General features: G+C 70.6%; 27 protein-coding genes. 13 read left to right on the forward strand and 14 right to left on the reverse strand.

Annotated elements, in window-relative coordinates:
* Positions 1-36 precede the first annotated feature (36 nt).
* Positions 37-492, forward strand: coding sequence for a hypothetical protein (locus ACLZOT_RS09985; RefSeq protein ID WP_416968419.1), 456 nt, complete (start codon positions 37-39; stop codon positions 490-492).
* A 61-nt stretch (positions 493-553) separates the two neighbouring features.
* On the opposite strand, the gene ACLZOT_RS09990 is transcribed toward ACLZOT_RS09985, so the two are convergent.
* The 3 genes from ACLZOT_RS09990 to ACLZOT_RS10000 all read right to left on the reverse strand — a co-directional run bounded on the left by ACLZOT_RS09990 (position 554) and on the right by ACLZOT_RS10000 (position 2,528).
* On the reverse strand, positions 554-1,606 hold the full coding sequence (locus tag ACLZOT_RS09990) for an RNA polymerase sigma factor SigF (RefSeq protein WP_416968420.1): 1,053 nt from the start codon (positions 1,604-1,606) through the stop codon (positions 554-556).
* Positions 1,603-2,016, reverse strand: a complete 414-nt coding sequence (locus tag ACLZOT_RS09995; RefSeq protein WP_416968421.1) for an anti-sigma regulatory factor — start codon at positions 2,014-2,016, stop codon at positions 1,603-1,605. The genes ACLZOT_RS09990 and ACLZOT_RS09995 overlap by 4 nt, the downstream gene beginning before the upstream one ends.
* Positions 2,017-2,267: 251 nt before the next feature.
* A complete protein-coding gene (locus ACLZOT_RS10000) occupies positions 2,268-2,528 on the reverse strand; it encodes a UBP-type zinc finger domain-containing protein (RefSeq protein WP_010353611.1) in 261 nt (86 codons plus the stop codon).
* Between the two features lie 68 nt (positions 2,529-2,596).
* Between ACLZOT_RS10000 and ACLZOT_RS10005 the strand changes: the two genes are divergently transcribed.
* Complete coding sequence (locus ACLZOT_RS10005; RefSeq protein ID WP_416968422.1) at positions 2,597-4,195, forward strand: Na+/H+ antiporter; 1,599 nt, start codon at positions 2,597-2,599, stop codon at positions 4,193-4,195.
* Here ACLZOT_RS10005 and ACLZOT_RS10010 read toward each other — a convergent pair.
* From ACLZOT_RS10010 to ACLZOT_RS10020, 3 genes are all read right to left on the reverse strand, one after another.
* Entirely contained in the window at positions 4,146-7,268 is a 3,123-nt protein-coding gene (locus tag ACLZOT_RS10010) for a trypsin-like peptidase domain-containing protein (protein ID WP_416968423.1), read from the reverse strand. The genes ACLZOT_RS10005 and ACLZOT_RS10010 overlap by 50 nt on opposite strands.
* Positions 7,269-7,271: 3 nt before the next feature.
* Positions 7,272-7,610, reverse strand: coding sequence for a trypco2 family protein (locus tag ACLZOT_RS10015; protein WP_416968424.1), 339 nt, complete (start codon positions 7,608-7,610; stop codon positions 7,272-7,274).
* 61 nt (positions 7,611-7,671) lie between these two features.
* Positions 7,672-8,541, reverse strand: coding sequence for a 1-aminocyclopropane-1-carboxylate deaminase/D-cysteine desulfhydrase (locus tag ACLZOT_RS10020; RefSeq protein ID WP_416968425.1), 870 nt, complete (start codon positions 8,539-8,541; stop codon positions 7,672-7,674).
* Positions 8,542-8,711: 170 nt separating this feature from the next.
* Here ACLZOT_RS10020 and ACLZOT_RS10025 point away from each other — a divergent pair, with 170 nt between their 5' ends.
* The 3 genes from ACLZOT_RS10025 (at position 8,712) to ACLZOT_RS10035 (ending at position 11,657) form a co-directional block, all read left to right on the forward strand.
* Positions 8,712-10,115, forward strand: coding sequence for a family 2B encapsulin nanocompartment shell protein (locus ACLZOT_RS10025; RefSeq protein ID WP_416968426.1), 1,404 nt, complete (start codon positions 8,712-8,714; stop codon positions 10,113-10,115).
* 46 nt (positions 10,116-10,161) lie between these two features.
* Positions 10,162-11,205, forward strand: a complete 1,044-nt coding sequence (locus ACLZOT_RS10030; protein WP_416968427.1) for a family 2 encapsulin nanocompartment cargo protein polyprenyl transferase — start codon at positions 10,162-10,164, stop codon at positions 11,203-11,205.
* A gap of 134 nt (positions 11,206-11,339) precedes the next feature.
* Complete coding sequence (locus ACLZOT_RS10035) at positions 11,340-11,657, forward strand: DUF952 domain-containing protein (RefSeq protein ID WP_416968428.1); 318 nt, start codon at positions 11,340-11,342, stop codon at positions 11,655-11,657.
* Here the strand turns inward: ACLZOT_RS10035 and ACLZOT_RS10040 are convergent.
* The 3 genes from ACLZOT_RS10040 to ACLZOT_RS10050 are packed head-to-tail and all read right to left on the reverse strand — an operon-like array spanning position 11,651 to position 13,252.
* Positions 11,651-12,409, reverse strand: coding sequence for a VOC family protein (locus ACLZOT_RS10040; protein ID WP_416968429.1), 759 nt, complete (start codon positions 12,407-12,409; stop codon positions 11,651-11,653). The genes ACLZOT_RS10035 and ACLZOT_RS10040 overlap by 7 nt on opposite strands.
* Positions 12,406-12,837 (reverse strand): VOC family protein, encoded by a 432-nt coding sequence (locus tag ACLZOT_RS10045; protein WP_416968430.1) that lies wholly within the window; start codon positions 12,835-12,837, stop codon positions 12,406-12,408. Before ACLZOT_RS10045 ends, ACLZOT_RS10040 begins: the two co-directional genes overlap by 4 nt.
* Positions 12,838-12,847: 10 nt before the next feature.
* Entirely contained in the window at positions 12,848-13,252 is a 405-nt protein-coding gene (locus ACLZOT_RS10050; RefSeq protein WP_416968678.1) for a helix-turn-helix transcriptional regulator, read from the reverse strand.
* 94 nt (positions 13,253-13,346) lie between these two features.
* Here ACLZOT_RS10050 and ACLZOT_RS10055 point away from each other — a divergent pair, with 94 nt between their 5' ends.
* From ACLZOT_RS10055 to ACLZOT_RS10065, 3 genes are read left to right on the forward strand one after another with little or no spacing between them, the layout of a single operon-like run.
* Positions 13,347-14,501 carry an anion permease gene (locus ACLZOT_RS10055; protein WP_416968431.1) on the forward strand — a complete coding sequence of 385 codons (1,155 nt, stop codon included), beginning with the start codon at positions 13,347-13,349 and terminating at the stop codon, positions 14,499-14,501.
* A gap of 19 nt (positions 14,502-14,520) precedes the next feature.
* On the forward strand, positions 14,521-14,742 hold the full coding sequence (locus ACLZOT_RS10060) for a hypothetical protein (protein ID WP_416968432.1): 222 nt from the start codon (positions 14,521-14,523) through the stop codon (positions 14,740-14,742).
* 42 nt (positions 14,743-14,784) lie between these two features.
* On the forward strand, positions 14,785-15,267 hold the full coding sequence (locus ACLZOT_RS10065; protein ID WP_416968433.1) for a GNAT family N-acetyltransferase: 483 nt from the start codon (positions 14,785-14,787) through the stop codon (positions 15,265-15,267).
* Positions 15,268-15,342: 75 nt separating this feature from the next.
* On the opposite strand, the gene sodN is transcribed toward ACLZOT_RS10065, so the two are convergent.
* On the reverse strand, positions 15,343-15,738 hold the full coding sequence (gene sodN / locus ACLZOT_RS10070; protein ID WP_010353595.1) for a superoxide dismutase, Ni: 396 nt from the start codon (positions 15,736-15,738) through the stop codon (positions 15,343-15,345).
* 145 nt (positions 15,739-15,883) lie between these two features.
* Here sodN and sodX point away from each other — a divergent pair, with 145 nt between their 5' ends.
* Positions 15,884-16,324: a nickel-type superoxide dismutase maturation protease gene (gene sodX, locus ACLZOT_RS10075; RefSeq protein WP_416968434.1), complete on the forward strand. Its 441-nt coding sequence runs from the start codon at positions 15,884-15,886 to the stop codon at positions 16,322-16,324.
* Here the strand turns inward: sodX and ACLZOT_RS10080 are convergent.
* Positions 16,228-16,857, reverse strand: a complete 630-nt coding sequence (locus tag ACLZOT_RS10080; protein ID WP_416968435.1) for a CGNR zinc finger domain-containing protein — start codon at positions 16,855-16,857, stop codon at positions 16,228-16,230. The two genes, sodX and ACLZOT_RS10080, sit on opposite strands and share 97 nt — an antisense overlap.
* 95 nt (positions 16,858-16,952) lie before the next feature.
* Here ACLZOT_RS10080 and ACLZOT_RS10085 point away from each other — a divergent pair, with 95 nt between their 5' ends.
* Positions 16,953-17,711, forward strand: coding sequence for a methyltransferase domain-containing protein (locus tag ACLZOT_RS10085; protein ID WP_416968436.1), 759 nt, complete (start codon positions 16,953-16,955; stop codon positions 17,709-17,711).
* Between the two features lie 202 nt (positions 17,712-17,913).
* Complete coding sequence (locus ACLZOT_RS10090) at positions 17,914-18,327, forward strand: hypothetical protein (RefSeq protein ID WP_416968437.1); 414 nt, start codon at positions 17,914-17,916, stop codon at positions 18,325-18,327.
* 52 nt (positions 18,328-18,379) lie between these two features.
* Here the strand turns inward: ACLZOT_RS10090 and ACLZOT_RS10095 are convergent, their stop codons facing one another.
* Genes ACLZOT_RS10095 through ACLZOT_RS10105 form a run of 3 tightly spaced genes read right to left on the reverse strand, consistent with a single transcriptional unit; the run spans position 18,380 to position 21,083 of the window.
* Positions 18,380-19,141: an amino acid ABC transporter ATP-binding protein gene (locus ACLZOT_RS10095; protein WP_416968438.1), complete on the reverse strand. Its 762-nt coding sequence runs from the start codon at positions 19,139-19,141 to the stop codon at positions 18,380-18,382.
* Entirely contained in the window at positions 19,138-20,079 is a 942-nt protein-coding gene (locus tag ACLZOT_RS10100) for an amino acid ABC transporter permease (protein ID WP_416968439.1), read from the reverse strand. The genes ACLZOT_RS10095 and ACLZOT_RS10100 overlap by 4 nt, the downstream gene beginning before the upstream one ends.
* 32 nt (positions 20,080-20,111) lie before the next feature.
* Positions 20,112-21,083, reverse strand: coding sequence for an ABC transporter substrate-binding protein (locus ACLZOT_RS10105; protein ID WP_416968440.1), 972 nt, complete (start codon positions 21,081-21,083; stop codon positions 20,112-20,114).
* Positions 21,084-21,846: 763 nt separating this feature from the next.
* Here ACLZOT_RS10105 and ACLZOT_RS10110 point away from each other — a divergent pair.
* Positions 21,847-23,043, forward strand: coding sequence for an NAD(P)-dependent malic enzyme (locus ACLZOT_RS10110; RefSeq protein ID WP_416968441.1), 1,197 nt, complete (start codon positions 21,847-21,849; stop codon positions 23,041-23,043).
* A 256-nt stretch (positions 23,044-23,299) separates the two neighbouring features.
* Entirely contained in the window at positions 23,300-24,265 is a 966-nt protein-coding gene (locus tag ACLZOT_RS10115; protein WP_416968442.1) for a zinc-binding dehydrogenase, read from the forward strand.
* Positions 24,266-24,279 lie beyond the last annotated feature (14 nt).

Raw genomic sequence — 24,279 nt, forward strand, 5'->3', positions numbered from 1 at the left:
GGGTGAGGTGCTGAAGGGCGCCGCTACCCTTCGAGGGTGAGCAGCGAAAAGGCCCCCGAGCCCTCCCGGACCCCCGACCCGGCCCCCGACGGAGTACGGCCCCGCAGGCTGACGTACGCCGCGGTGCTGGCCGGGGTGGAGGGGCTGGCGTTGGTGGTGGGCGGCGTGTGGATGCTCGTGCTGGGGGTCGGCGGGGACGCCGATGACCGGCAGGGGGCCGTGACCGGTGGGGTCACCCTCGCCGTGCTCGCGCTGCTGCCGTTGCTTGCCGCGCGGGGGCTGCTGAAGCGGCGGAGCTGGAGCCGGGGGCCCGCCGTGGTGACGCAGGTGATGGCGTTGCCGGTGGCGTACAACCTGCTTCGGGCCGACAGCGTCGCCATTCCGGCGGGGATCGTGCTGGGGGTCGTGGCCGTCACCGCGCTGGTACTGCTGATCAACGGCGAGACGACCCGGGCACTGGGAATCCGGGGCCCGGGCGGAGCCCAGGAGTAACCCCGGGGGCCGCCCCGCTGCCGGGGCGCCGGGGCTGCCCCGCGCTGCTCCCCATCCCGCCCTACTCCTCCACGAGCAGTTTCTCCCGCAGTTGGGCCAGTGTCCGGGCCAGGAGGCGGGAGACGTGCATCTGGGAGATGCCGACTTCCTGGGCGATCTGGGACTGGGTCATGTTGCCGAAGAAGCGCAGCAGGAGGATCCGCTTCTCGCGGGGCGGGAGGTCTTCGAGGAGGGGTTTGAGGGATTCGCGGTACTCGACGCCCTCAAGGGCCTCGTCCTCCGCGCCGAGCGTGTCGGCGACCGCGGGGGACTCGTCGTCCGTGTCGGGGACGTCCAGCGAGAGGGTGGAGTACGCGTTGGCCGACTCCAGGCCCTCCAGGACCTCTTCCTCCGAGATCGCCAGCTTCTCGGCGAGTTCGTGGACCGTGGGGGAGCGGCCGTGGAGCTGGGAGAGCTCGGCGGTCGCGGTGGTGAGCGCGAGGCGCAGCTCCTGGAGCCGGCGCGGGACGCGGACGGCCCACCCCTTGTCGCGGAAGTGGCGCTTGATCTCACCGACGACCGTCGGCGTCGCGTACGTGGAGAACTCGACGCCCCGGTCGGGGTCGAAGCGGTCCACGGACTTGATGAGCCCGATCGTGGCGACCTGCGTGAGGTCGTCCAGCGGCTCACCCCGGTTGCGGAACCGCCGCGCGAGATGCTCGACGAGCGGCAGATGCATCCGGACCAGCCGGTTGCGCAGCTCCGCGTACTCGGGGCTGCCGTCGGCGAGCCCCCGCAGCTGGACGAAGAGTGCCCGCGCCTCGCTGCGGTCCTGATGACCGTGTGGCACGGCGGTCACCGCGCCCTGCTGATCGTCTCGCTCGTGCTCGCTCATCGTCCCGCCCGTCGCCCTTTGTCGAGCCGTCCGTCCGGCCCGGCCAGGGGTGCCCTGCGTACCGTCCCGCTCCCGCCGCCCGTTGTCCGGTGTGTCGTCCTCCGGATGCTGCCGGGCCTGTTCGGGAATGCCGTCGATGCCGTCCGCCGTCCGCCACGCGCCGTCGGGGAGGTAGCCCTCCTCGGTCGGCAGCCGCGCGCCGCGCTCATCGCCTTGCACCGGCCCGTCCCCGTCCTTCACGCCGGCCCGGGGCCCGCGCCGCGCTGTTTGTAGAGGCTGATCGAGACGGTCTTGTCCTCGTCGACGGCGGAGGACACCTTGCCCGCGAGCGCGGACAGCACGGTCCACGCGAACGTGTCCCGCGCGGGTGCGTGGCCGTCCGTCGTCGGCGCGGAGACGGTCACCTCCAGCGAGTCGTCGACCAGGCGGAACACACAGCCGAGCACCGAGCCGGGCACGGCCTGCTGGAGCAGGATCGCGCAGGCTTCGTCCACCGCGATGCGCAGGTCCTCGATCTCGTCCAGGGTGAAGTCCAAACGGGCCGCGAGGCCGGCCGTGGCCGTCCGCAGCACCGACAGGTAGGCACCCGCGGCCGGCAGCCGGACTTCCACGAAGTCCTGGGTCGCGGGCTCGCCTGCGATCTGGGACACCCTCACCTCCAAGGTGGTACAAGCTGTTCGGGCCGAGGGTCGTCGCCCCCCGGAGTAACGCGAAGTGTGGTGCAGCGGTGACGCTATCGCGCTCACCAGCGTCCTGTCCCGGGACCCCGACCCCATGGCGTCACTCACAGTAAAACTCTGAATACGCTCCGTGTCTAGGGGGTCTGCGGGCCCAAATCGGAAGAGCGCGCGCCGGGTTGACGTACCCCGGCATCAGACTCTCGAACCGTACCCGCTCCCGATCACACCAGGACGTGATCCACGAAGCACCACCGCCAGTCCTCCCCGGGTTCGAACGTCCGCATCACCGGATGGCCCGTCTCGTCGTGGTGGCGCGTCGCGTGCCGGCCGGGCGAGGTGTCGCAGCAGCCGACGTGCCCGCACGTCAGGCACAGACGCAACTGCACCGGGTGGGTACCGTCGCGCAGGCACTCCGGACACGTCTCGTTCAGCGGCGTGGGGTCCGGGTGCGGCAGCGTGTCCGCGTGCGTGCACTGTTTCATGATTGCCAGGTTACGACGGCCGTACGGATGGCCGCGCGGAAAAACCGAGGAACGAGGGTGGGCCCGACATGGATGTGATGCCGCTGCTCCTGCTGGTGGCGGGCAGCGCCGCGTTCGCCGCCGCGGCCCGCCGTACGCCGGTGCCCGCGCCGCTGCTGCTGGTCGCGGTCGGCCTGGTGGTGTCGTACGTCCCCGGGGTGCCCGACTACACCCTCGACCCGGACGTCGTCCTGCCGCTGCTCCTGCCGCCCCTGCTGTACACGTCCGCCGCCGACAGCTCCTACCTCGACCTGCGCGCGCAGGTACGGCCCGTGGCGCTGCTGTCGGTCGGGTACGTGCTGTTCGCGACGCTCGTCGTCGGGTGGGCCGTGTACGAGCTGGTGCCCGGGATGCCGCTCACCGCGGCCCTCGTCCTCGGGGCCGTCGTCGCGCCCCCGGACGCCGTCGCCGCCACCGCCGTCGCCCGGCGCGTGGGGCTGCCGTCCAGGATCACGACGATCCTCCAGGGCGAGTCCCTCCTGAACGACGCGACCGCGATCACCGCGTACAAGGTCGCCGTCGCCGCGGCCGTCGGCGAGGGCGCGTCCTGGGCGGGCGGCATCGGGGAGTTCCTGCTCGCGGCGGTCGGCGGGACCGCCGTGGGGCTCATCCTCATGGCGCCCCTGCACTGGCTGCGCACCCACCTGAAGGAACCGCTCCTCCAGAACACGCTGTCCCTGCTCATCCCGTTCGTCGCCTACGCCGCCGCCGAGCAGTTCCACGCGTCCGGGGTGATCGCCGTCGTCGTGGTCGCGCTGTATCTGGGCCACCGCGCGTGGGAGGTCGACTTCGCCACCCGCCTCCAGGAGGACGCCGTCTGGAAGATGGTCGCCTTCGTCCTGGAGTCCGCCGTCTTCGCCCTCATCGGCCTTCAGCTTCCCGTCGTCCTCAAGGGCCTCGACGAGTACGACGCCGGTGACGCCGCCTGGTACGCCGTCGCCGTGTTCCTGGTGGTCGTCGCCGCGCGCTTCCTGTGGGTGTTCCCGGCGACCTTCCTGCCGCGCCTGCTGTCGAAACGCGTCCGGGAGCGCGAGGAGAACCCGACCTGGCGCGGGCCGGTGATCATCGGGTGGGCCGGGATGCGGGGGGTCGTCTCGCTGGCCATCGCGTTCTCCGTGCCGCTGACCCTCCACCACAGCGAGGAGGCGTTCCCCGAACGGGACCTCGTGCTGTTCCTGACGTTCACGACCGTCATCGGGACGCTCGTCCTCCAGGGGCTGACGCTGCCCCCGCTGATCCGGCTCCTGAAGTTCCCCGGGGCCGACACGCGCGCGGCGACCCTCGCGGAGGCCAACGCGCAGGCGCAGGCGTCCCGGGTCGCCGAACAGCGCCTCGACGAGCTGCTGTCCGACGAGCGCAACGCCCTGCCGCCGCCGCTCGCCGACCGGCTGCGGTCCGTTCTGGAGCGGCGGCGGAACGCGGTGTGGGAGCGGTTGGGGCAGGCGAACCCCGTCACCGGGGAGAGCGTCGACGACACGTACCGGCGGCTGTCGCGGGAGATGATCAGCGCCGAGCGGGAGATGTTCGTGCGGCTGCGGGACGGTCGGTATATCGACGACGAGATGCTGCGGACGCTGCTCAGGAGGCTGGATCTGGAGGAGGCTGCGGCTTATCGGGAGGCTGAGTGAGGGCCTCGCGTACGCGCGCGTGGGTGGCGAGGGCGGCGGTGCGCTCGTCCGGGAGGGCGTCCTCGGGGAGGGACGCGAGGACGGCGAGGGCTTCGGCGGAGAGGTGCGCGGCGGCCTCGTAGCGGTCGGTGAACAGCAGGTAGAAGCGGGCCTGGGCGTCGAGGGCCCACAGCAGTTCGTCCGCGCCCTCGCCGGTCTCGCGGAACACCCTGCGCAGCACCTGGGCGGCCTTGGTGTACACGCGGAACGTCATCGTCGGGCTGTTGACGGGGATGCGTGACCGGGCCTGGAGGCGGAAGGCCGAGCCGAGCAGGAGCAGGTGCTCGCGGCCCTGGTCGCGGACGAGCACACGGGCCGCCGTGACGGCTTCGTCGGCGGCCTCCCGGCTCTCTGGTCCCTCGGTGAGATGCGCCAGGATCAGCAAGGTCTCCACGTAGTTCGTCAGGTGCGCCTCGGGGCGGACGCGGGCCAGCGGGCGCCGGACGGACAGGTTCTCCCGGGCGGCCTCGATCAGCGCGGGCCCGTCACCGAGGTCGGCCAGGATCTGCACCAGGTGGTCCAGGGCGGAGGCCAGTTCCGCGAGGTAGGCGTCCGGCTCCTCCTCGGCGGCCGACCGGCGCACCCGCAGCGACTCCCCGGCCGTCCTGAGCGCGCCGTCGAGGTCGCCCGCGCGGTGCTGGTGCCGGGACAGAGTGCTGAGCGAACGGGCGAGGCTGGGGAGCAGGTTCGGGTGGCGGCCCGCCAGGTCCCGCCGCAGGACGACGGACTCCCGCGCTCGCTCCAGCGCCTCGCCGAGCCGGTCGCAGTCGGCGAGGCCGTAGGAGAGGTTGTTGAGCGTCGCGGCGAGGGACTCCGTCCAGATGTCGGGGTCCTCCGTGTCCGGCACCCTGGACAGCTCCCGGAGGGCTTCCTCGCCCGCGGCGACGGACTCCTGCGGGCGCCCGAGCGAGCTGAGCTCACGGGCCCGCTGGCCCAGCAACAGCCCGCGCAGCCACGCGGGGGCGTCCGGGACGGTGTCCAGGAGGGCCAGCGCCGATGCCGTGGTGGTCAGCGCCTTCTCGTGGCGTCCGGCGGCCACGAGGCGTCCGGCGAGGTTGTGCAGCGATCCCGCGCGCGCGAGCGGTGAGCCTTCCTCTCCCAGGTCCACCAACTGCTGCTGGAGCCGCACGCTCCAGGTCACCAGCGCCTGGCTCAGCAACGGCATCCGGTGGGCCAGCTCCTCCAACCACTCGTCCGGCAGCAGCTCTTCGTCGAGGACCACCTCCAACGCCCCCACCAGCACCCCCGGTTCCGCACTGCGCCGCACCGCCCCCAGCAACCGGGGCGCCAACACTCCCGGAGCTGCGCGCACCGCGTCGTACACCACCTCCGCGACACCCTCCACGCGCGCGGACGCCCGGCTCAGGACCAGCAGGGCGTTGACCATCTCCTCGTTGTCGAGGACGTCGAGCAGCCGCAGGAAGATCTCCGGTTCGTCCGCCACGCGCGTGCCCACGAGGTACTCGCCCAGCGGGTCGGGCTCCAGGACGCCCCAGTACGCGGTGCTCGGGTACAGGTCCCGCAGCCAGTCGGCGACCGCGTGCCGTACCGCCTCCGGCTGGTCGCCGATGCGAGGTACGCGCGCGAGGACGGCGTGGGCGCGCTCGCGCGGGACCGGGCCGACGAGGGTGGCCGTGACGACGGCGTTGCGCAGGGCCGCCTCGCCCAGGAGGTTCAGCGAGGTGTCCCGGGACGCGCTCTTCCAGTACGCCGCCTCGTGGCGCAGCAGCGTGTCCTGGGCCGCCGTGCCCGCCGAGGGGGCCAGGAGGCTCGCCAGGGCCGCCATATGGATCTCCAGGACGGTCCTGGGCGGCCTCGCGGGCGCCGACCCGGGTACGGGCGCCACGGGCAGCCCCAGGGCGGCCACACCGCGCGCCAGGTCCGTCACGGCCGTACGGAACACCTCGTGCGGGTCCGTGCCGAGGGACTCCGTGCCGGTGATGGACCAGTGGCGGGCGTTCTCCGCGAGGTCGGCGGCCTCGGGGCCGGACGCGCGCAGTTCGTCCCACCAGCGGCCCTGCGCGCGGGCGATGAGGAGGATGCGCAGGTAGCCCCCGCGCGCGACGATCTCCAGGAGCGCGGCGAGTTGTTCCACGCGGCTCTCGGCGTAGTCGACGACGAGCAGGACGGGGGCCGTCGTGGCGGCGAAGAGGGCGTCCGGGACGGCGTTGCGGGACAGGTGGACGACGGCGTGCCGGGACGCGGCGAGGCGGTGGCCCAGTTCGCGGGCCACCCGGGACTTTCCGGCGCCGCCCGCGCCGGTCAGGAGGGCGAGGGACACGCCGTCGCCGTCCGTGCACCAGGACGTCAGGTCGGCGAGGAGGCCGGCGCGGCCCGTGAAGCGGACCGTCTCCGCGCGCGGGTGCAGCAGCAGGGCGACGGAGGCGGGGACCAGGGGCGCCGCAGGCTGGGCGCGGTCCGCGAACTCGGCGGGCTCCAGCTGGGCGTCCTGGCCGGTGTGCAGGCGCAGGAGTTCCCGGAAGCCGGGGTCGGACAGGAGGACGTACGCCGGGACGGCCTCCAGGCGGCTGTGGTGCCAGCCGGGGAGGTCCGCGACGGCCGTGCCGACCAGGAGGTCGCCGCACCAGACGCCGCCGCCGGACAGGCCCGCCCAGGGGGAGGCGCCTTCCGGCGGGGTGCCGGTGAGGTTCAGGACGTACCGGTCGCGCTCCACCGCGTCCAGCGGGTCGAGTTCGCCGCGGAAGGGACGGGAGCCGACCTGGTCGCCGGGGCCCGCGGCGTAGCCGAGGAGGGTGACGGCGGCCGGCTCCGAGGTGACCGGCGTGCCCCAGCGGACCGGTTCGACGCCCGGGAGGACGTCCTCGTCGGCGAGGAGCAGGGCCGCGTCGTAGTGCCGGTCGAAGCGCGACCAGACGACCTCGCAGCGCACGGGCGGGGTGCGGGGCGTGCGGACCGTCGCGTGCGTGAGCTCGCGCAGGACGTGCGCCGCCGTGAGGACCAGGCGCGGGGCGAGGACGAGGCCCGAGCCCTGGCCCGCCGCCTCGACCAGGGCGGCCCGGAGCCGGTCCGGCACGGCTCAGCGGCCGAACGCCGAGTCCAGGCCGCCGACTTCGGGCGGATTGTCGTTGCTGATCAGCAGCGGGTTGCCGGAGGCATCCTTCGGGGTGAGGACGAACTTCACGCGGTGCGTGTCCTGCTTGCCCGCCTTGCCGCTGACGTTCGCCGACACGACCGCGCTGAAGATGCGGCTCAACCCGGCCTGCGCGTTCACCTCTTTGGTCAGCGTGAAAGCGAACTCCAGCTCGATGGGCCCCACTTCGAAGGAGAGGCCGCTCGTCGCGCCGGCCGTCGCCGCGCTCAGCAGCTCGTCGCGCAGCGCCTGGACCGCCTCGCCCACACCGATCTCGTCCGCCACAGGTTCCCCCCCTGCTCGCCGGTCAACTCTCCGTCAGCCGGATCACTGTACGGCCGGGGAATCAGCCGGGGAACGGGGTTCCGGTGATCACCGCCGCGAGCGTCGTCCCGCGAGGGAAGGCGCCCTCCCGGGTCAGGGCGACAAGTCCGTACAGCAACTTGGCGACATAGAGACGCTCCACCGGGAGTCCGTGGCGGTCCTCGAAGTCCCGGGCGAAATCCTCCAGTTCGGGGGTCGTGCGGGCGTAGCCGCCGAAGTGGAAGCGGGGGTCCAGCCGCCAGTTCGCGAACTCCCGGCCGAACGCCTCGCGTTGGAGCGTACGGATCTCGTCCGCCAGGAAGTCGCCCTTCAGCACCGGGATCCCCAGGGCGCGTTGGTGCGGGGCCAGACCCGCCGAGAGGCCCGCCAGGGTGCCTCCGGTGCCGCAGGCGATCGCCGCGACGTCGACCCCGGCGAGTTCCTCGCCCAGGGCCCGGCAGCCGCGTACGGCCGCTGCGTTGCTGCCGCCCTCGGGGACGACGTACGCGCCGTCGGCGCCGGCCTCGCGGAGGATGCGCGCGAGGGTCGCCGGGTCGGACTTGCGGCGGTAGGTCGCGCGGTCCACGAAGTGCAGGCGCATGCCGTGCGCCGCGCAGTGGGCCAGGGAGGGGTTGAGGGGGCGGGCGGCGAGTTCGTCGCCCCGGACCACGCCGATGGTGGGGATGGAGCGGGCCGCGCCGGCGGTGGCCGTCGCGCGGAGGTGGTTGGAGTAGGCGCCGCCGAACGTGAGGATCGGGCGGCCGGACGCCGCCTCCAGATTGGGGGTCAGTTTGCGGTACTTGTTGCCGATCAGGGAGGGGTCGATCAGGTCGTCGCGTTTCAGGAGGAGACGGACGTCATGGCTGGTGAAACGTTCGTCCCGGGTTTCCTGGAGAGGGGAGGGCAGGGGCACCGGACCATTGTCGAACACCGTTCGGTGAAACGTGCCTCTTCCCACTCTCGCGATGATCCATTCCCCCTCTTTCGGGTAATACCACTGACCGCTTAACTGCGGAAAGCTTGCCTGCGAGATGAGTGCCCGGCACACCATGTGCCGGTGCATGAGCGGGAGGGCAATCCACCATGTCGGTAGGCGAAGAGATCCGCACCGAAGAGGGCACACCGCAGCAGAGCCTCGGTACGGCCGCGGCGCGGAACCTGGCCACCACCACCAAGTCCGTGCCGCAGATGCAGGAGATCAGCTCCCGCTGGCTGCTGCGCACGCTGCCGTGGGTCGACGTCCAGGGCGGCACGTACCGGGTGAACCGGAGGCTCACCTACTCGGTCGGCGACGGCCGCATCACGTTCGTCAAGACCGGCGACCGCGTCGAGGTGATCCCCGCCGAGCTGGGCGAACTGCCGGCCCTGCGCGGCTTCGAGGACGAGGCGATCCTCACCGAACTCGCCTCCCGCGCCCGCCAGCGCGAGATCGGCGCCGGCGAGGTCATCGCCTCCTTCGGCGCCTCGAACGACGAGGTCTTCCTGCTGGCCCACGGCCGCGTCGAGAAGGTCGGCACCGGCCCCTACGGCGACGACCAGGTCCTCGGCGTCCTCGCCGACGGCGCCCACTTCGGCGACCAGGCCCTCCTCGACGACGACGCGATCTGGGAGTACACCGCCCGCGCGGCCACCGCCTGCACCGTCCTCACCCTGTCCCGGCAGGACTTCCAGCAGGTCGCCGAGCGCGGCGACGCCCTGCGCGCACACCTCCAGGAACTGCGCTCGCGCCCCGCGCAGAACACCAACAAGTACGGCGAGAAGGCCGTCGACCTCTCCGCCGGACACTCCGGCGAACCCGACATCCCGCACACGTTCGTCGACTACGACGCCTCGCCCCGCGAGTACGAACTCAGCATCGCCCAGACCGTGCTGCGCATCCACTCCCGCGTCGCCGACCTCTACAACCAGCCCATGAACCAGACCGAGCAGCAACTGAGGCTCACGGTCGAGGCGCTGAAGGAGCGCCAGGAACACGAGCTGGTCAACAACCGGGAGTTCGGCCTCCTCAACAACTGCGAGTACGACCAGCGCATCCAGCCGCACGACGGGGTGCCCGGCCCCGACGACATGGACGAGCTCCTCAGCCGCCGGCGCGGGACCAAGCTGTTCCTCGCGCACCCGCGCGCCATCGCCGCGTTCGGGCGCGAGCTGAACAAGCGCGGGCTCGTGCCCGAGACCATCGACATCGAGGGCAACCGCATCCCCACCTGGCGCGGCGTGCCGATCTACCCCTGCAACAAGATCCCCGTCACCGAGGCCCGCACCAGCTCCATCATCGCCATGCGCCTCGGCGAGAAGGACCAGGGCGTCATCGGGCTGCGGCAGTCCGGGCTGCCCGACGAGATCGAGCCCAGCCTGTCCGTGCGGTTCATGGGCATCAACGAGCAGGCGATCATCAACTACCTCGTCACCGCGTACTACTCGGCCGCCGTCCTCGTCCCCGACGCCCTCGGCGTCATGGAGAACGTCGAGGTCGGTCGTTGGTGACCACCCGTCCGACCCTCGGCGCCCGCCCTTCGGGGCGGGTGCCCGGGTGACCGTCCGGGCCGCCGGCGTGACCCAGGAGGCCGCGCTGATCCTGGAACGCGCCCGCGCCGACGTCGGCCCCGCGCTGCGGTCCGCGATCGACTCCCTGCCGCCCCAGATGCGGCGCGTCGCCCGCTACCACTTCGGCTGGCAGGACGCGGACGGCCGCACCGTCGACGAGAACGGCGGCAAGGCCATCCGCCCCGCACTCGTGCTGGCCGCCGCCGAGGCGGTCGGGGGTACGGCCGGGCGCGCGGCCGCGGTCCGGGCCGCCGCCGCCGTCGAACTCGTCCACAACTTCACGCTCCTCCACGACGACGTCATGGACCGCGACCCCACCCGGCGCCACCGGGCCACCGCGTGGAACGTCTACGGCGACCCCGACGCGATCCTCTCCGGCGACGCGCTCCAGGCCCTCGCCCTCCAGCTCCTCGCCGGGGACCCGCATCCCGCCGCGCTCGCCGCGATCGGGCGGCTCACCGCCTGCGTCATCGAACTCTGCGAGGGGCAGCAGGTCGACACGGCCCTCGAACACCGGGACCCCCGTGAGGTGGGGCTGTCCGAGGTGCTGCGGATGGCCGAGGCCAAGACCGGGGCGCTGCTCGGATGCGCCTGTGCCGTCGGGGGGCTGTACGGCGGGGGGTCCCTCGACGTCGTCGACTCCCTCGACGCGTTCGGGAGACAGGCCGGGCTCGCGTTCCAGCTCATCGACGACGTCATCGGGATATGGGGAGATCCGCTGCACACGGGGAAGCCAGCCGGGGCGGATCTCGCGGCGCGGAAGAAGTCGCTGCCGGTCGTCGCGGCACTGACCTCCGGGGGTTCGGCAGGGGAGGAGCTGGCCGCGCTGTATTCCCTGCCGTACGTGGAGGGGGAGTTGGAGCGGACGGCTCTCGCCGTGGAACGGGCCGGGGGGAGGGACTGGGCTCAGATCGAGGCCGCGGATCGGATGGGGGTGGCCTTGGGGGAGTTGGCTCGGGCTGTTCCGGATCCGGAGCGGGCGGGAGGGTTGTTGACGCTGGCTGAGTTCGTTACTCGGCGGAGTAGTTGAGGGTCGTTCGGGTGCGGCGCCGTCGTGGTTTCTCGCGCAGTTCCCCGCGCCCCTAAGCAGGGCGCTTACAGCGCCCTATCCGGGCCAGGTCCCGCACATCCCCACGGTGTGCGGGGCCTGTTTATCGTGTGGCTATGTCTGAGAACTCGTCCTACATCCTGCATCTCACCGAGCGTTCTCTCTGGGAGGAGGCTCAGGAGCGGGAGCTTTATGAGTGGTCGACCCGGGGGCGGACCCTTCAGCAAGAAGGGTTCGTGCACTGCTCTACTCGGGCCCAACTCGCCGGTACCGCCGCGCTTGTGTACCCCGATGACGACGCCGATCTCGTGGTGCTCGTGATCGATCCGGCTCGGTTGGGGGTGTCGGTGAAGTACGAGGGTGGGTTTCCGCATGTCTATGGGGCGGTTCCCGTGGGGGCTGTTGTGGATGTTGAGGAGTTTCCTGGTTACTGAGTCTTCGGGCGGCCGCCTGTTTCCGCGTCCCTGGCCGTCAGGCAGTACAGGCTGTTGCCGGGGTCCCTCATCACCGTCCAGTACGGGAACTCGGCCACCGTCCGTGCGCCCGACTCCTCGTGGTGGGAGCGGACTTCCGGGGTGTTCGGGGACGTCGCGAGGTCCAGGTGCGCGGACAGGGGCTGTTCCTGGTCCGTGCGTTGGAGGAGGAGGCGGACGGGGAGGCCGGGGGGCGGGACGAGGACGTGGAACTCCGGGAGGGGGCTGGGCGTTGTGGTCCATGTGGGGAGCAGAGCGGTGAAGAAGGCGATTTCGGTGGCGTAGGAGGACGGGGGGATGTCGATGGTCACCTGGTCGAGGCGGGCGCCGGCGTGGACCGGGGGGCGGGTGGACTCGCCGCGCCAGGGGACCGAGCAGAAGAGCTGGCCGGCGGGGGAGCGGAGGACGACCAAGGTGGCGTGGTCGGTGACCACACGCGCTCCCAGCTCCACCGCACGCGCGGCGAAGGCGTGGACGTCCGTCACCGCGAAGTCGATGTGCGCGCCGCCGGGGCCCTCGGTGACCGTCTGGAACTTGAGGCACGGGTCGTACCCCTCGGGCGGGAGGAGGGTCGCGAACTCGGCCCGCTCGCCCCGGGGTTCGGACAGGTGCGTGCCGGTCACCGTCGTCCAGAAGGCGGCCGACGCGGGGGAGGGGCGGTCGATGAACGCGTAGGTCCAGCGGACGTCGCTCATGCCGGGCGCTCCGCTCATGCCGTGCGCTCCGCTCGCGCCGGGCGCTCCATGAAGCGCAGGAGGTTGCCGGCCGGGTCGCGCAGCGCGCAGTCGCGGACGCCGTACGGCTGGTCGGTGGGGTCCTGGAGGAGGTCGTAGCCCGCCTCGCGGACGCGGGCCGCGAGCGCGTCGCAGTCCGGGGTCGCGAAGATCGCGCCGCGCAGGAGGCCCTTGGCGAGCAGCCGGTTCAGGGACTCGCGGTCGGCGGCGGAGGCGTCGGGGCTGGCGTCCGGGGGTTCGAGGACGACGGAGACATCGGGCTGGAGCGGGGAACCGACGGTCACCCAGCGCATCCCCTCGTACGAGACGTCGCCCCGGACCTCCAGGCCGAGGACACCGACGTAGAAGTGCAGGGCCTTGTCGTGGTCGTCCACGGCGATGAAGCACTGGTGGAGTGTGAGGTCCATGCCGGTCAGCTTAGGGACGGCGGCGGCGTTTCGGCCTGGTGTAGGTGCGGGCCACGCACGGCGGGATCACCGCGCTCTCCTCGTGCGACCGCGCCCGGTAGGCGCTCGGCGTCTCCCCCACCAGTTCCGTGAACCGGGAGCTGAACGAGCCCAGCGAGGTGCAGCCGACGGCCATGCACACCTCGGTCACCGACAGGTCCCCGCGCCGCAGCAGCGCCTTGGCCCGCTCGACGCGGCGGGTCATCAGGTAGGCGTACGGCGTCTCCCCGTACTCCGCGCGGAACGTCCGCTGGAAGTGGCCCGGCGACATGAGGGCCGTCGCGGCGAGGGCGGCGATGTCGAGGGGCTCGGCGTACTCCCGGTCCATCCGGTCGCGGGCCTGCCGCAGTCGCACAAGATCCTCGACGCTCACCATGCCCGCCAGCATGGCACGGTTCTCGTTCACTCTCCTGGCCGAGGCTTTGCCTGGGGTTCGCCCTGGATTGGCCCGCGCTTGTTTGCATGGGGGAATGGATCACATCACGTTCCTGGTGGCGGTGGTCATCGTCACGGCGCTGGCCTTCGACTTCACCAACGGATTTCATGACACGGCCAACGCGATGGCGACGTCCATCGCGACGGGCGCGCTCGGGCCGCGGACGGCCGTACTCATCAGCGGGGTGCTGAACGTCGTCGGCGCGTTCCTGTCGACGGAGGTCGCCAAGACGATCTCCGGCGGGATCGTGGACGACACGCTCGTCACGCCGGGGATGATCTTCGCGGGGCTGGTCGGGGCCATCCTCTGGAACCTCATGACCTGGCTGGTCGGGCTGCCGTCCAGCTCCTCGCACGCGTTGTTCGGCGGGCTGATCGGCGCGGTGTGGGTCGGCGCGGGTGAGCACGGCGTCCACTTCGACAAGGTCGTCGAGAAGGTGATCGTCCCCGCGGTGGCCTCGCCGGTCGTCGCCGGGGTCGCGGCGCTCGCGGCGACCTATCTCGCGTACAAGATCACCGAGCGGGCGAAGAAGAAGCCCGTCGAGAAGGGGTTCCGGTACGGGCAGATCGCCTCCGCCTCCCTCGTCTCCCTCGCGCACGGCACCAACGACGCGCAGAAGACCATGGGTGTCATCACCCTCACCCTGATCTCCGCGGGCGCGCTCGGCCACGACGCCGGCCCGCCGGTCTGGGTCATCGCCTCCGCGGGCCTCGCGATCGGGCTCGGCACGTACCTCGGCGGCTGGCGGATCATCCGGACGATGGGCAAGGGCCTCACCGAGATCCAGTCCCCGCAGGGCTTCGCGGCCGAGACCGCGTCCACGACCGTCATCCTCACCTCCGCGCACCTCGGCTTCGCCCTCTCCACCACCCAGGTCGCCTCCGGCTCCATCCTCGGCGCGGGCCTCGGCCGCCGCCTCGCGGAGGTCCGCTGGAGCGTCGCGGGCAAGATGGTGATCGCCTGGCTGGTCACCCTGCCGGCCGCGGCCCTCGTCGGGGCCGTCGCCGCGTACGCCGTCAAGCACGGCGGGAACTTCGGTACGACCGTCGTCGCGCTGATCGGCGTCGCCGTCGCCGGCGGCATCTTCCTGGCCTCCCGCCGCAACCCCGTTCACGCGAGCAACGTCAACGACGCGCACGAGGTCACCCTCCGCACCGAGCCGCCGGCCCGCGTCGGTACGGCCGCCTGAGCCCCTTAGGAGACAACCGATGCATCTCAACTGGAGCGCCCTCGGGCAGGTCGCCGCGGTCAGCCTCGGCGTCACCGTCGCCGTGGTCGTCGTCTTCAGCCTCGGCGTCCTCGGCCTCGCGCGGGGGACCGAGGAGGGTACGGCCACTGTCGCCGGGAGGGCCCAGGCGGGCCTGTGCTTCCTCGCGTGCGCGGCGGTGGTGGCGTACGGGATCTATCTGATCGTGCCTCAGTTCCACTGACGGGGTTGGACAGGGGGCGGGCGGCCGCACATGATCGGGGACATGATCAGAGACGCCACCGTGGACGATGTCGTGGACATCCGCGCCATGATCCGTGAACTCGCCGATTACGAGAGGGCCGTGGAGCAGGCGACGGCTACCGAGGAGCAGCTTCGGGAGGCGTTGTTCGGGGAGTCGCCGGCGGCGTACGCGTTGATCGCCGAGGACGAGGGGACGGGGGAGACCGTCGGGTACGCGCTGTGGTTCCCGCGGTTCTCCACCTGGACCGGGACGCGGGGGCTGCATCTGGAGGATCTCTACGTCCGGCCCGCCGCGCGGGGTGGCGGCTACGGGAAGGCGCTGCTCGCCGCGCTCGCCGCGATCTGTGTGGACCGGGGGTACGAGCGCTTCGAGTGGTGGGTGCTGGACTGGAACGAGCCCGCGATCGCCGTGTACAAGTCCCTCGGCGCCGAGTTCCTCGACGAGTGGCGGATCTGCCGGCTCACCGGCGCACCCCTGGAGACACTCGCCGCGGCCGCCCGATAAACGGCCGGAAAACGACCGTACCCGGCGTCCGCGAGGGCAGCCGGGTACGGTCGTGGAAAAGGCAGAAGGCGGGGATCAGGCCTTCTTGGTCTCCCAGAAGATGCGGTCGATCTCGGCGATGAGTTCGAGCGCCTTCTCGCCGGTCTTCGGGTCCGTGGACGCCTTCGCGGCCGAGAGGGCCTTGAGGGTGTCGTTGACCAGGACGTGCAGCTCCGGGTACTTCTCGAAGTGCGGGGGCTTGAAGTAGTCGCTCCACAGCACGGACACGTGGTGCTTCGCGAGCTCGGCGCGCTGCTCCTTGATGACCACGGCGCGGGCCTGGAAGTGCGGGTCGTCGTTGGCGGCCATCTTCTCCTGCACGGCCTTCACCGACTCCGCCTCGATGCGGGCCTGGGCCGGGTCGTACACGCCGCAGGGCAGGTCGCAGTGGGCGCTGACCTTGACCTTGGGGGCAAACAGGCGGGAAAGCATGGAGCGTTCCTTCCTCGTGATCGTCTTCTCAAGTGGGAGATTACTCCCTGAGGGACGGCTTTTCGCGAGCGCCCCTGGGGGCTTAGGACCAAAGTCCGGGGTGACACTGGACCCGCGGAGGACACGTACAGGGGAGGTGCCGGCGATGCCGGAGCTGTCACAGGAGACAGGAGCGGAACGCGGAAGGGCGGCCACGCCGTTCGGGCTGGCCGAGGTCACGGGGCCGTCCATGGTGCCCACGCTGCGCCACGGGGACCAGCTGGTCGTGCGGTACGGCGCGAAGGTGCGGGCCGGGGACGTCGTCGTCCTGCGCCACCCCTTCCAGCAGGACCTGCTCGTCGTGAAACGGGCCGTGGAGCGCCGGGACGGGGGGTGGTGGGTCCTCGGGGACAACGCGTACGCCGGGGGCGACTCCACGGACTACGGGACCGTGCCGGACGACCTCGTGCTCGGGAAGGTGCTTCTCCGGTACCGGGCGATCGGATCCGGTCAGCGCTCGCCGCTCGTGGTCGCGCGCTGGGCGCTGACCGCCGTACGGCCCGTGCTGTCCGACCGGTCGGCCTCCAGGCGCTTGCGGGCGCGGTAGGCGGCGACGTTCGCGCGGGTCGCGCAGCGGTCCGAGCAGTAGCGCCTCGAACGGTTCGTCGAGGTGTCCAGGTAGGCGTTGCGGCACGGCGGCGCCTCGCACAGGCCCAGGCGGTCCACTCCGTGCTCCGTGAGGTGGAAGGCCAGGCCCATCGCCGCGATCGCCGCGTAGCCCGCCGTGGCGTTCGACGGGTGGTCCGCGAGGTGCATGTGCCACAGCGGGTTGCCCTCGTCGTCCCGGAAGTCGTGGCCCGAGATCTGCGGGCTCACCGGGAACTCCAGGAGCAGGGAGTTCAGCAGGTTCACGGCCAGGGTCTCGTCCTTCGCGTCCGCCGCGTCGAACACGGCGCGCAGCCGGGCCCGTACGGACCTGAAGCGGGTCACGTCCGCGTCCGTGACCCGCCGCGCCGCCTCCTGGCTGCCGCCGAACAGGTCCCTCACCGCGTCGACCGAGGTCAACCCGTCCTTGTTGCGCGCCGGTTCCTCGGTGTTCACGAGACGTACGGCGTAGTCCGAGTAATAGGCCAGTTCCACTTGTAGTCCTTACGGAGGCGTTCTATCGTCGTCGTGGGCACGGTCGGTAATGGCCGGTTGACCTAACAGGGTATTACGTGTGCCGGGAGGGTTCTATGAGCGCCGTCGACATCACCGACTGGGCCGGGTGGCAGCGGAGCTGGGACCGGCAGCAGGAGTGGTACCTGCCCGACCGCGAGGAACGCTTCCGGGTCATGCTCGACATGGTCGAAGCCTTCGCCGGTACGGCGCCCCGCGTCCTCGACCTCGCCTGCGGCACCGGGACCATCACCGCGCGGCTCCTCGAACGGTTCCCCGACGCCGTGTCCGTCGGCGTCGACCTCGACCCCGCGCTCCTCGCGATCGCGCACGGCACCTTCGACGGGGACTCCCGGGTGACGCTCGTCGAGGCGGACCTCATGGACGCCGGCTGGGTCTCCCGGCTGCCCCACGACTCGTACGACGCCGTCCTCACCGCGACCGCGCTGCACTGGCTGCGGCGGGGGCCCCTGGAGGTGCTGTACGGGCAGCTCGCCGGGCTCCTTCCCGAGGGCGGGGTCTTCCTCAACGCCGATCACATGGCCGACGAGTCGACTCCCCGGATCAACGCCGCCGAGCGTGCGCACCGGGTGGGGCGGCAGGAGGCCGCCAAGGCTGCCGGGGCCCTCGACTGGGCCGAGTGGTGGCAGCTCGCCGCCGCCGACCCCGTCCTCGCCGGGCCCACCGCTCGGCGGTTCGAGATCTACGGGGAGCACGCCGAGGGGGATACGCCGTCCGCGCAATGGCATGCCGGGGTCCTTCGGGAGAAGGGATTCGGGGAGGTGCGGCCGGTGTGGTGCTCGGCCTCGGACACGCTGCTGCTGGCACTCCGGTGATGTGATCTCGGTCTTTCCGGATTTTTCGGGGTTTCGTTCGGCCGGTTCCCGGAAAGGGAGTCGATCCTTCGGGAGAAGGCTCAATTTTCCCTCAGGTTCGGATGAGTTTCTTGACGTATCAGGTGCCGCTCCCCAGAGTTGTTTCTCGACCATGTTGTGCGAAACGGGGAGTGTGGAGTAAGTGGAGCGATTTTCTGGGCGTGTGCGCCGGTCGCTGGCGGCGGTGGGGACCGCGGCCGTAGCTGCGGGGATGGTCCTGACCGCGACCACTCCGGCCTCTGCGACGGTGACGAGGTTCTGCACCCAAGCCTTCGCGAAGGCCGGATACGCGTGCTTCTACTCCTCCGACGACCGGATCGAAGTACTCGACAATTATTCGGACGGATTGCGTTCGGTCGTTGTCTGGTATGTGGCGGACAACGGAAATCACAACAAGATTCTGGACCGGGGCGAGTGCCACAACGCCAAGGGTGAGGGAAAGACGGTCACGTGTGACTACGATTTCCCTGAGGGGCGGAATATCTACATCAACTTCGCGGTCGTGGCCAGAAACGGAGCCAAGGGAGCCGACCAGTTCCCCACCGCTGCCATTGTCGGGTACGTTTCCGGCAAATAGGCTGGAGTGACGAAGGGTGCACCGGATGTTTTCCGGTGCACCCTTCGTCGGCTCAGAGCACCTTCGACAGGAACGCCTGCGTCCGCTCGTGCTGCGGGTTCGTCAGTACCTCGCGCGGGTCCCCCGACTCGACCACCACACCGCCGTCCATGAAGACGAGGCTGTCGCCGACCTCCCTCGCGAAGCCCATCTCGTGCGTGACGACGACCATCGTCATGCCGGATTCCGCGAGGTCGCGCATGACGTCGAGGACGTCGCCGACCAGCTCGGGGTCGAGGGCCGAGGTGGGCTCGTCGAAGAGCATGAGCTTCGGCTCCATCGCCAGGGCACGGGCGATGGCCACCCGCTGCTGCTGGCCGCCGGAGAGCTGCGACGGGTAGTTCGCCGCCTTGTCGGCGAGGCCGACGCGCTCCAGGAGCTGCATCGCGCGCTCCTTGGCCTGGGCCTTCGCCGCGCCCCTGACCTGGACGGGCGCCTCGATGATGTTCTCGACGGCCGTCATGTGCGGGAACAGGTTGAAGCGCTGGAAGACCATGCCGATGTCGCGGCGTTTGAGGGCGACCTCGCTGTCCTTCAGCTCGTACAGCTTGTCGCCCTTCTGGCGGTAGCCGACGAGTTCGCCGTCGACGTACAGACGGCCGGCGTTGATCTTCTCCAGGTGGTTGATGCAGCGCAGGAAGGTCGACTTGCCGGAGCCGGAGGGGCCGATGAGGCAGAAGACCTCGCCCGACTTCACTTCGAGGTCGATGCCCTTGAGGACCTCGACGGGGCCGTAGGACTTGTGGACGCCCTCGGCCTTGACCATGGACGTCATGCCGTGACCCCCTTCCGGTTGAAGACGGGGGCGAGGTTGGTGCGGACCCGCTGCCACGGTGTGGGCGGCAGGCTGCGGCTGGAGCCGCGGGCGTAGTACCGCTCGATGTAGTACTGGCCGACGCTGAGGACCGACGTCATGACCAGGTACCAGGCCGCGGCGAGGAAGTACATCTCGACGGGGGCGCCGGAGGTCTGGCCGATGTCCTGGGCGTACCGGAACAGCTCGTAGAACTGGACCGCGGACACCAGTGAGGTCGTCTTCAGCATGTTGATGACCTCGTTGCCCGTCGGCGGCACGATGACGCGCATCGCCTGCGGGATCACGATCCGGCGCAGCGTCTTGCCGTGGCTCATCCCGAGCGCGTGCGACGCCTCGGTCTGGCCCTCGTCGACGGCGAGCAGGCCGGCCCGGCAGATCTCGGCCATGTACGCGGCCTCGTTGAGGCCCAGGCCGAGCAGCGCCGTCAGGAACGGCGTCATGAAGGAGGACCAGTAGTCCTTGTAGATCGGCCCGAGGTTGATGTACTCGAAGACCAGACCCAGGTTGAACCATACGAACAGCTGGACCAGGACCGGCGTACCCCGGAAGAACCAGATGTAGAACCAGGCGATGGACGACGTCACCGGGTTCTTGGAGAGCCGCATCACCGCGAGCGTGATGCCGCCGGCGATGCCGATCGCCATGGAGATCACGGTCAGCAGCAGCGTCTGCCCGACGCCCTTGATGATGCGGTCGTCGAAGAAGTAGTCCGGGATCGCCCCCCAGTTGATCTTCCCCTGGGAGAAGGCGTAGACGATGCTGGCCAGCAGGCCGACGGCGACCACGGCCGCCAGGTAGCGGCCGTAGTGACGGACCGGGATGGCCTTGATGGCCTCGGGGCCGGCCGGCGGGGTGTCCGCCGGGCCGCCGTCCGTCTTGTCGATGTCAACAGTCACGGGTGTTGCCTTTCAGTGCCCGTTTCGCCGGGTCACTTGCCGCCGTTGACGGTGGCCTGGGTGACGGCGCCGGCCGTGACGCCCCACTTCGTGATGACCTTGGTGTACTCGCCGTTCTTGATGATGGCGTCGAGGGCGGCCTGGAGCGCGTCCCGCAGCTGGGTGTTGGTCTTGGCGACCGCGATGCCGTACGGCGCCGCCTCGACCTGCTCGCCGACGAGCTGGAAGTCGTTGCCGCCGCCCGAGGTCTTCACGGCGTACGCGGCGACCGGGAAGTCCGAGGAGCCGGCGTCCGCGCCGCCCGCGCGCAGGCGGGTCTGGGCCTGCTGGTCGTTGTCGAAGGCCTCCATCGAGATCGTCTTGCCCTTGGGACACTTCTTCGCCTCGGACTTCGCGAGGTCCTCGGAGACGGTGCCGCGCTGCACGACGATCTTCTTGCCGCACAGGTCGGCCCAGGTCTTGATGCCCTGGTCCTTGCCCTTCGGGGTGTAGATCGAGACACCGGCGGTGAAGTAGTCGACGAAGTCGACACCCTCGCCGACCTTCTTGCCGGTGTCGGCGTCGATGCCGTTCTGGCGGTTCTTCGTGTCGGTCATCGCGGACATGGCGATGTCGTAGCGCTTCGAGCGCAGACCCGTGATCAGGGTGTCGAACGTGCCGTTCTCGAACTCGAACTTCACGCCGAGCTGCTTGCCCATCGCGTCGGCGAGGTCGGGGTCGATGCCGACCGTCTTGCCGGAGGCGTCCTTGAACTCGACCGGGGCGTACGCGATGTCCGAGCCGACCTTGATGACGCCCTTGGCACGGATGTCGGCGGGGAGCTTGTCGGCGAGCGGGGCGGACGCGGTGGACGTGCCGGCCGAGGACGACCCCGCGTCCTTGTCCTTGTCCTTCGTCTGGTCACCGCACCCGGTGAGGATCAGCGCGCCCGCGACCGCGAGGGAGCCGACCGCGGCCAGGCGGGTGCGCGCGGCGGTCGTACGGCGGGTGGTGCTTGCGGTCATCGTGGGTTCCTCCGGCGGATGGATGGAGTTGCCGATCGTGCGGGCACGGCCGACGGCGTCGGCCGTACTCCAGGACGGTGAGCGCTGCCGATGGGTTCGGTGCGCCGGGTCGCGTCTACACACACCATCGAGTGTCGCGACCTTGTGTGATTACGGCATCTTGCCATTCGGACCATGCCGTGTACGCGGGATGCGATGTCAAAATCGGATAACGGGCGGCCGGGAAGAACTGACGGTCCGGGGTCCGGGGGCTGGTCTCGGCCGGATCATCTGCGGGAATGGTCCGTTCCGCCCGGAAGATCTTCGGCGTATCTCAGGATGTGGTACCGGACCGACCGGGTTTTCGAGGCGCGCGGGGCCGGGTTTCGAGGTTGTCAAGAGTTGCCCTTGAGCTTGTCCGTATATCGGTGCATGAGTCATGTCACTGGGATATGACCTCCGGAGCGGGGTGCGGCGCGGGATGTAGGGCGTCGACAGTTCGAAGGATGTGACCTTGCACGGATCTGACTCGTGCACGGCGCGGTCCGTCGAGTAAAAAGGTTGTTCAACACCCCTCATCCGGGGCTGGAGCCTGTCCGTAAACCCCCGTCGTCCGCCCGGAGGGCAGGCGGGGGTTTACGGACAGGCTCCCAGAGCGCGTGTGCGGCGTGCTCGTCGCGTACGGGACCTGTCTGGCGTCACCGCCGTGGGTCGTACGCGGTCCCGCCCGCTCCTCAATCAGGGGCGGCCACCCTCAAACATGAACGAGTAAGGGGTACGACACATGGCAGCGGAGATCGTCAATCCTCGCAGCGACAGCACGGACGACGCGTTCGATCCGGCTTTCGCGCTGCACCGGGGCGGGAAGATGGCCGTTCAGGCCACCGTTCCGATCCGTGACAAGGACGACCTGTCCCTGGCCTACACGCCCGGCGTCGCCCGCGTGTGCACCGCCATCGCCGAGAATCCGGAACTCGTCGACGACTACACCTGGAAGTCGTCGGTCGTCGCGGTCGTCACCGACGGTACGGCCGTGCTCGGGCTCGGCGACATCGGTCCCGAGGCGTCCCTCCCCGTGATGGAGGGCAAGGCCATCCTCTTCAAGCAGTTCGGCGGCGTCGACGCGGTGCCGATCGCGCTGGCCTGCACGGGCGTCGACGAGATCGTCGAGACCGTCGTGCGGCTCGCGCCCTCCTTCGGCGGCGTCAACCTCGAAGACATCTCCGCGCCCCGCTGCTTCGAGATCGAGCGGCGCCTGCAGGACGCGCTGGACATCCCCGTCTTCCACGACGACCAGCACGGCACCGCCGTCGTCACGCTGGCCGCCCTGCGCAACGCGGCGCGGCTCAGCGGGCGGGCGATCGGGGAGCTGAGGGCGGTCATCTCCGGCGCGGGCGCCGCGGGCGTCGCCATCGCCAGGATGCTCGTCGAGGCCGGGATCGGGGACGTCTCCGTCGCCGACCGCAAGGGCGTCGTCTCCGCCGACCGGGACGACCTCACGGACGTCAAGCGGGAACTCGCCGGGTTCACGAACAAGGCGGGGCTCAAGGGGTCCCTGGAGGACGCGCTCGCCGGGGCCGACGTGTTCATCGGGGTGTCCGGGGGGACGGTGGCCGAATCGGCCGTCGCCTCCATGGCGCCCGGGGCGTTCGTGTTCGCCATGGCCAACCCCGATCCCGAGGTCCACCCCGAGGTCGCGCACAAGTACGCGGCCGTCGTCGCCACCGGGCGGTCCGACTTCCCCAACCAGATCAACAACGTGCTCGCGTTTCCGGGGATCTTCGCGGGGGCGCTTCAGGTGCGGGCCTCCCGGATCACCGAGGGGATGAAGATCGCTGCGGCTGAGGCGCTGGCCGGGGTTGTCGGGGACGACCTTGCCGCGGACTATGTGATTCCGTCGCCGTTCGATGAGCGGGTCGCGCCTGCGGTGACGGCCGCGGTTGCGGCTGCCGCGCGGGCGGAGGGTGTCGCACGCAGGTGAGTTGTGATGGCCCCGTCGCTTTGGCGGGGCCATTGCCAACCCGCCCACCCACCCGTGCGGGTTTGTTGAGGGGTGGGCCTCGTGCGGGGTTCGTTGTGGGGGGTTTTGTTGAGTGCCGGGTGCGGGCTCTATCTGGCTGGGCGCGCAGTTCCCCGCGCCCCTTTAGGGGCGATGATGCTCACGTTGTTTGCAAGTGGGTGTGTGTCACATCGCCGGGTCGTGTTGCTTCCCGTCTTTTCTCCCTATCGTCTACCCCATGTTCGCTGCCTACGCCGCCCGCATCGACCGTGATCAGCCCCTCAACGGGCTGGAGTTGGGGGAGCGGCCAGCCCCTGTGGCCCCGCCGGGGTGGAGCGTCGTCGATGTGCGGGCCGCCTCGCTGAATCACCACGACCTCTGGTCCCTGCGGGGCGTGGGGCTGGACGAGGGCAAGTTGCCGATGATCCTCGGGTGCGATGCCGCGGGCGTCGACGCGGACGGGAACGAAGTCGTCCTGCACTCCGTCATCGGGCAGAGCGGGCACGGGGTCGGCCCCCGGGAGCCTCGGTCGATTCTGACCGAGCGGTATCAGGGGACGTTCGCGGAGCAGGTCGCCGTGCCCACCTGGAACTTGCTGCCCAAGCCCAAGGAGCTGTCCTTCGCCGAGGCCGCCTGCCTGCCGACCGCGTGGCTCACCGCGTACCGGATGCTGTTCACCAACGCCGGGGTACGACCCGGGGATTCGGTGCTGGTGCAGGGCGCCGGCGGCGGCGTCGCGACCGCCGCGATCGTGCTCGGGAAGGCCGCCGGGCTGCGGGTGTTCGCCACCAGCCGGGACGAGGCGAAGCGGAAGCGGGCCGTCGAGCTGGGGGCTGCGGAGGCGGTGGAGCCGGGCGCCCGGCTGCCGCAGCGGGTGGACGCCGTGATCGAGACCGTGGGGGCCGCGACCTGGTCGCACTCCGTGAAGTCGCTGCGGCCCGGCGGGACGCTGGTCATCTCGGGCGCCACCAGCGGAGACCGGCCCTCGCACGCCGAACTGACCAGGATCTTCTTCCTGGAGCTGAAGGTCGTGGGCTCGACGATGGGCACCAAGGACGAACTGGAGGACCTGCTCGCCTTCTGCGCGGCCACGGGCGTACGGCCGGTGATCGACGAGGAGCTGCCGTTGGACCGGGCCCGGGAGGGCTTCGAGCGGCTGGAGTCGGGGGAGCAGTTCGGGAAGATCGTGCTGACTCGGGGCTGACGGGACGGGACAAG

The sequence above is a fragment of the Streptomyces sp. 4F14 genome (assembly GCF_048159485.1).
Classification (GTDB): domain Bacteria; phylum Actinomycetota; class Actinomycetes; order Streptomycetales; family Streptomycetaceae; genus Streptomyces.

Excerpts from the sequence above, each read along its gene's own strand:
- ACLZOT_RS10000 (WP_010353611.1), bottom strand. The coding sequence starts at position 2,528 with ATGAAACAGTGCACGCACGCGGACACGCTGCCGCACCCGGACCCCACG.
- ACLZOT_RS10005 (WP_416968422.1), top strand. The coding sequence starts at position 2,597 with ATGGATGTGATGCCGCTGCTCCTGCTGGTGGCGGGCAGCGCCGCGTTC.
- ACLZOT_RS10025 (WP_416968426.1), top strand. The coding sequence starts at position 8,712 with ATGTCGGTAGGCGAAGAGATCCGCACCGAAGAGGGCACACCGCAGCAG.
- ACLZOT_RS10035 (WP_416968428.1), top strand. The coding sequence starts at position 11,340 with ATGTCTGAGAACTCGTCCTACATCCTGCATCTCACCGAGCGTTCTCTC.
- ACLZOT_RS10040 (WP_416968429.1), bottom strand. The coding sequence starts at position 12,409 with ATGAGCGGAGCGCCCGGCATGAGCGACGTCCGCTGGACCTACGCGTTC.
- ACLZOT_RS10045 (WP_416968430.1), bottom strand. The coding sequence starts at position 12,837 with ATGGACCTCACACTCCACCAGTGCTTCATCGCCGTGGACGACCACGAC.
- ACLZOT_RS10050 (WP_416968678.1), bottom strand. The coding sequence starts at position 13,252 with ATGGTGAGCGTCGAGGATCTTGTGCGACTGCGGCAGGCCCGCGACCGG.
- ACLZOT_RS10055 (WP_416968431.1), top strand. The coding sequence starts at position 13,347 with ATGGATCACATCACGTTCCTGGTGGCGGTGGTCATCGTCACGGCGCTG.
- ACLZOT_RS10060 (WP_416968432.1), top strand. The coding sequence starts at position 14,521 with ATGCATCTCAACTGGAGCGCCCTCGGGCAGGTCGCCGCGGTCAGCCTC.
- ACLZOT_RS10065 (WP_416968433.1), top strand. The coding sequence starts at position 14,785 with ATGATCAGAGACGCCACCGTGGACGATGTCGTGGACATCCGCGCCATG.
- sodN (WP_010353595.1), bottom strand. The coding sequence starts at position 15,738 with ATGCTTTCCCGCCTGTTTGCCCCCAAGGTCAAGGTCAGCGCCCACTGC.
- sodX (WP_416968434.1), top strand. The coding sequence starts at position 15,884 with ATGCCGGAGCTGTCACAGGAGACAGGAGCGGAACGCGGAAGGGCGGCC.
- ACLZOT_RS10085 (WP_416968436.1), top strand. The coding sequence starts at position 16,953 with ATGAGCGCCGTCGACATCACCGACTGGGCCGGGTGGCAGCGGAGCTGG.
- ACLZOT_RS10095 (WP_416968438.1), bottom strand. The coding sequence starts at position 19,141 with ATGACGTCCATGGTCAAGGCCGAGGGCGTCCACAAGTCCTACGGCCCC.
- ACLZOT_RS10105 (WP_416968440.1), bottom strand. The coding sequence starts at position 21,083 with ATGACCGCAAGCACCACCCGCCGTACGACCGCCGCGCGCACCCGCCTG.
- ACLZOT_RS10110 (WP_416968441.1), top strand. The coding sequence starts at position 21,847 with ATGGCAGCGGAGATCGTCAATCCTCGCAGCGACAGCACGGACGACGCG.
- ACLZOT_RS10115 (WP_416968442.1), top strand. The coding sequence starts at position 23,300 with ATGTTCGCTGCCTACGCCGCCCGCATCGACCGTGATCAGCCCCTCAAC.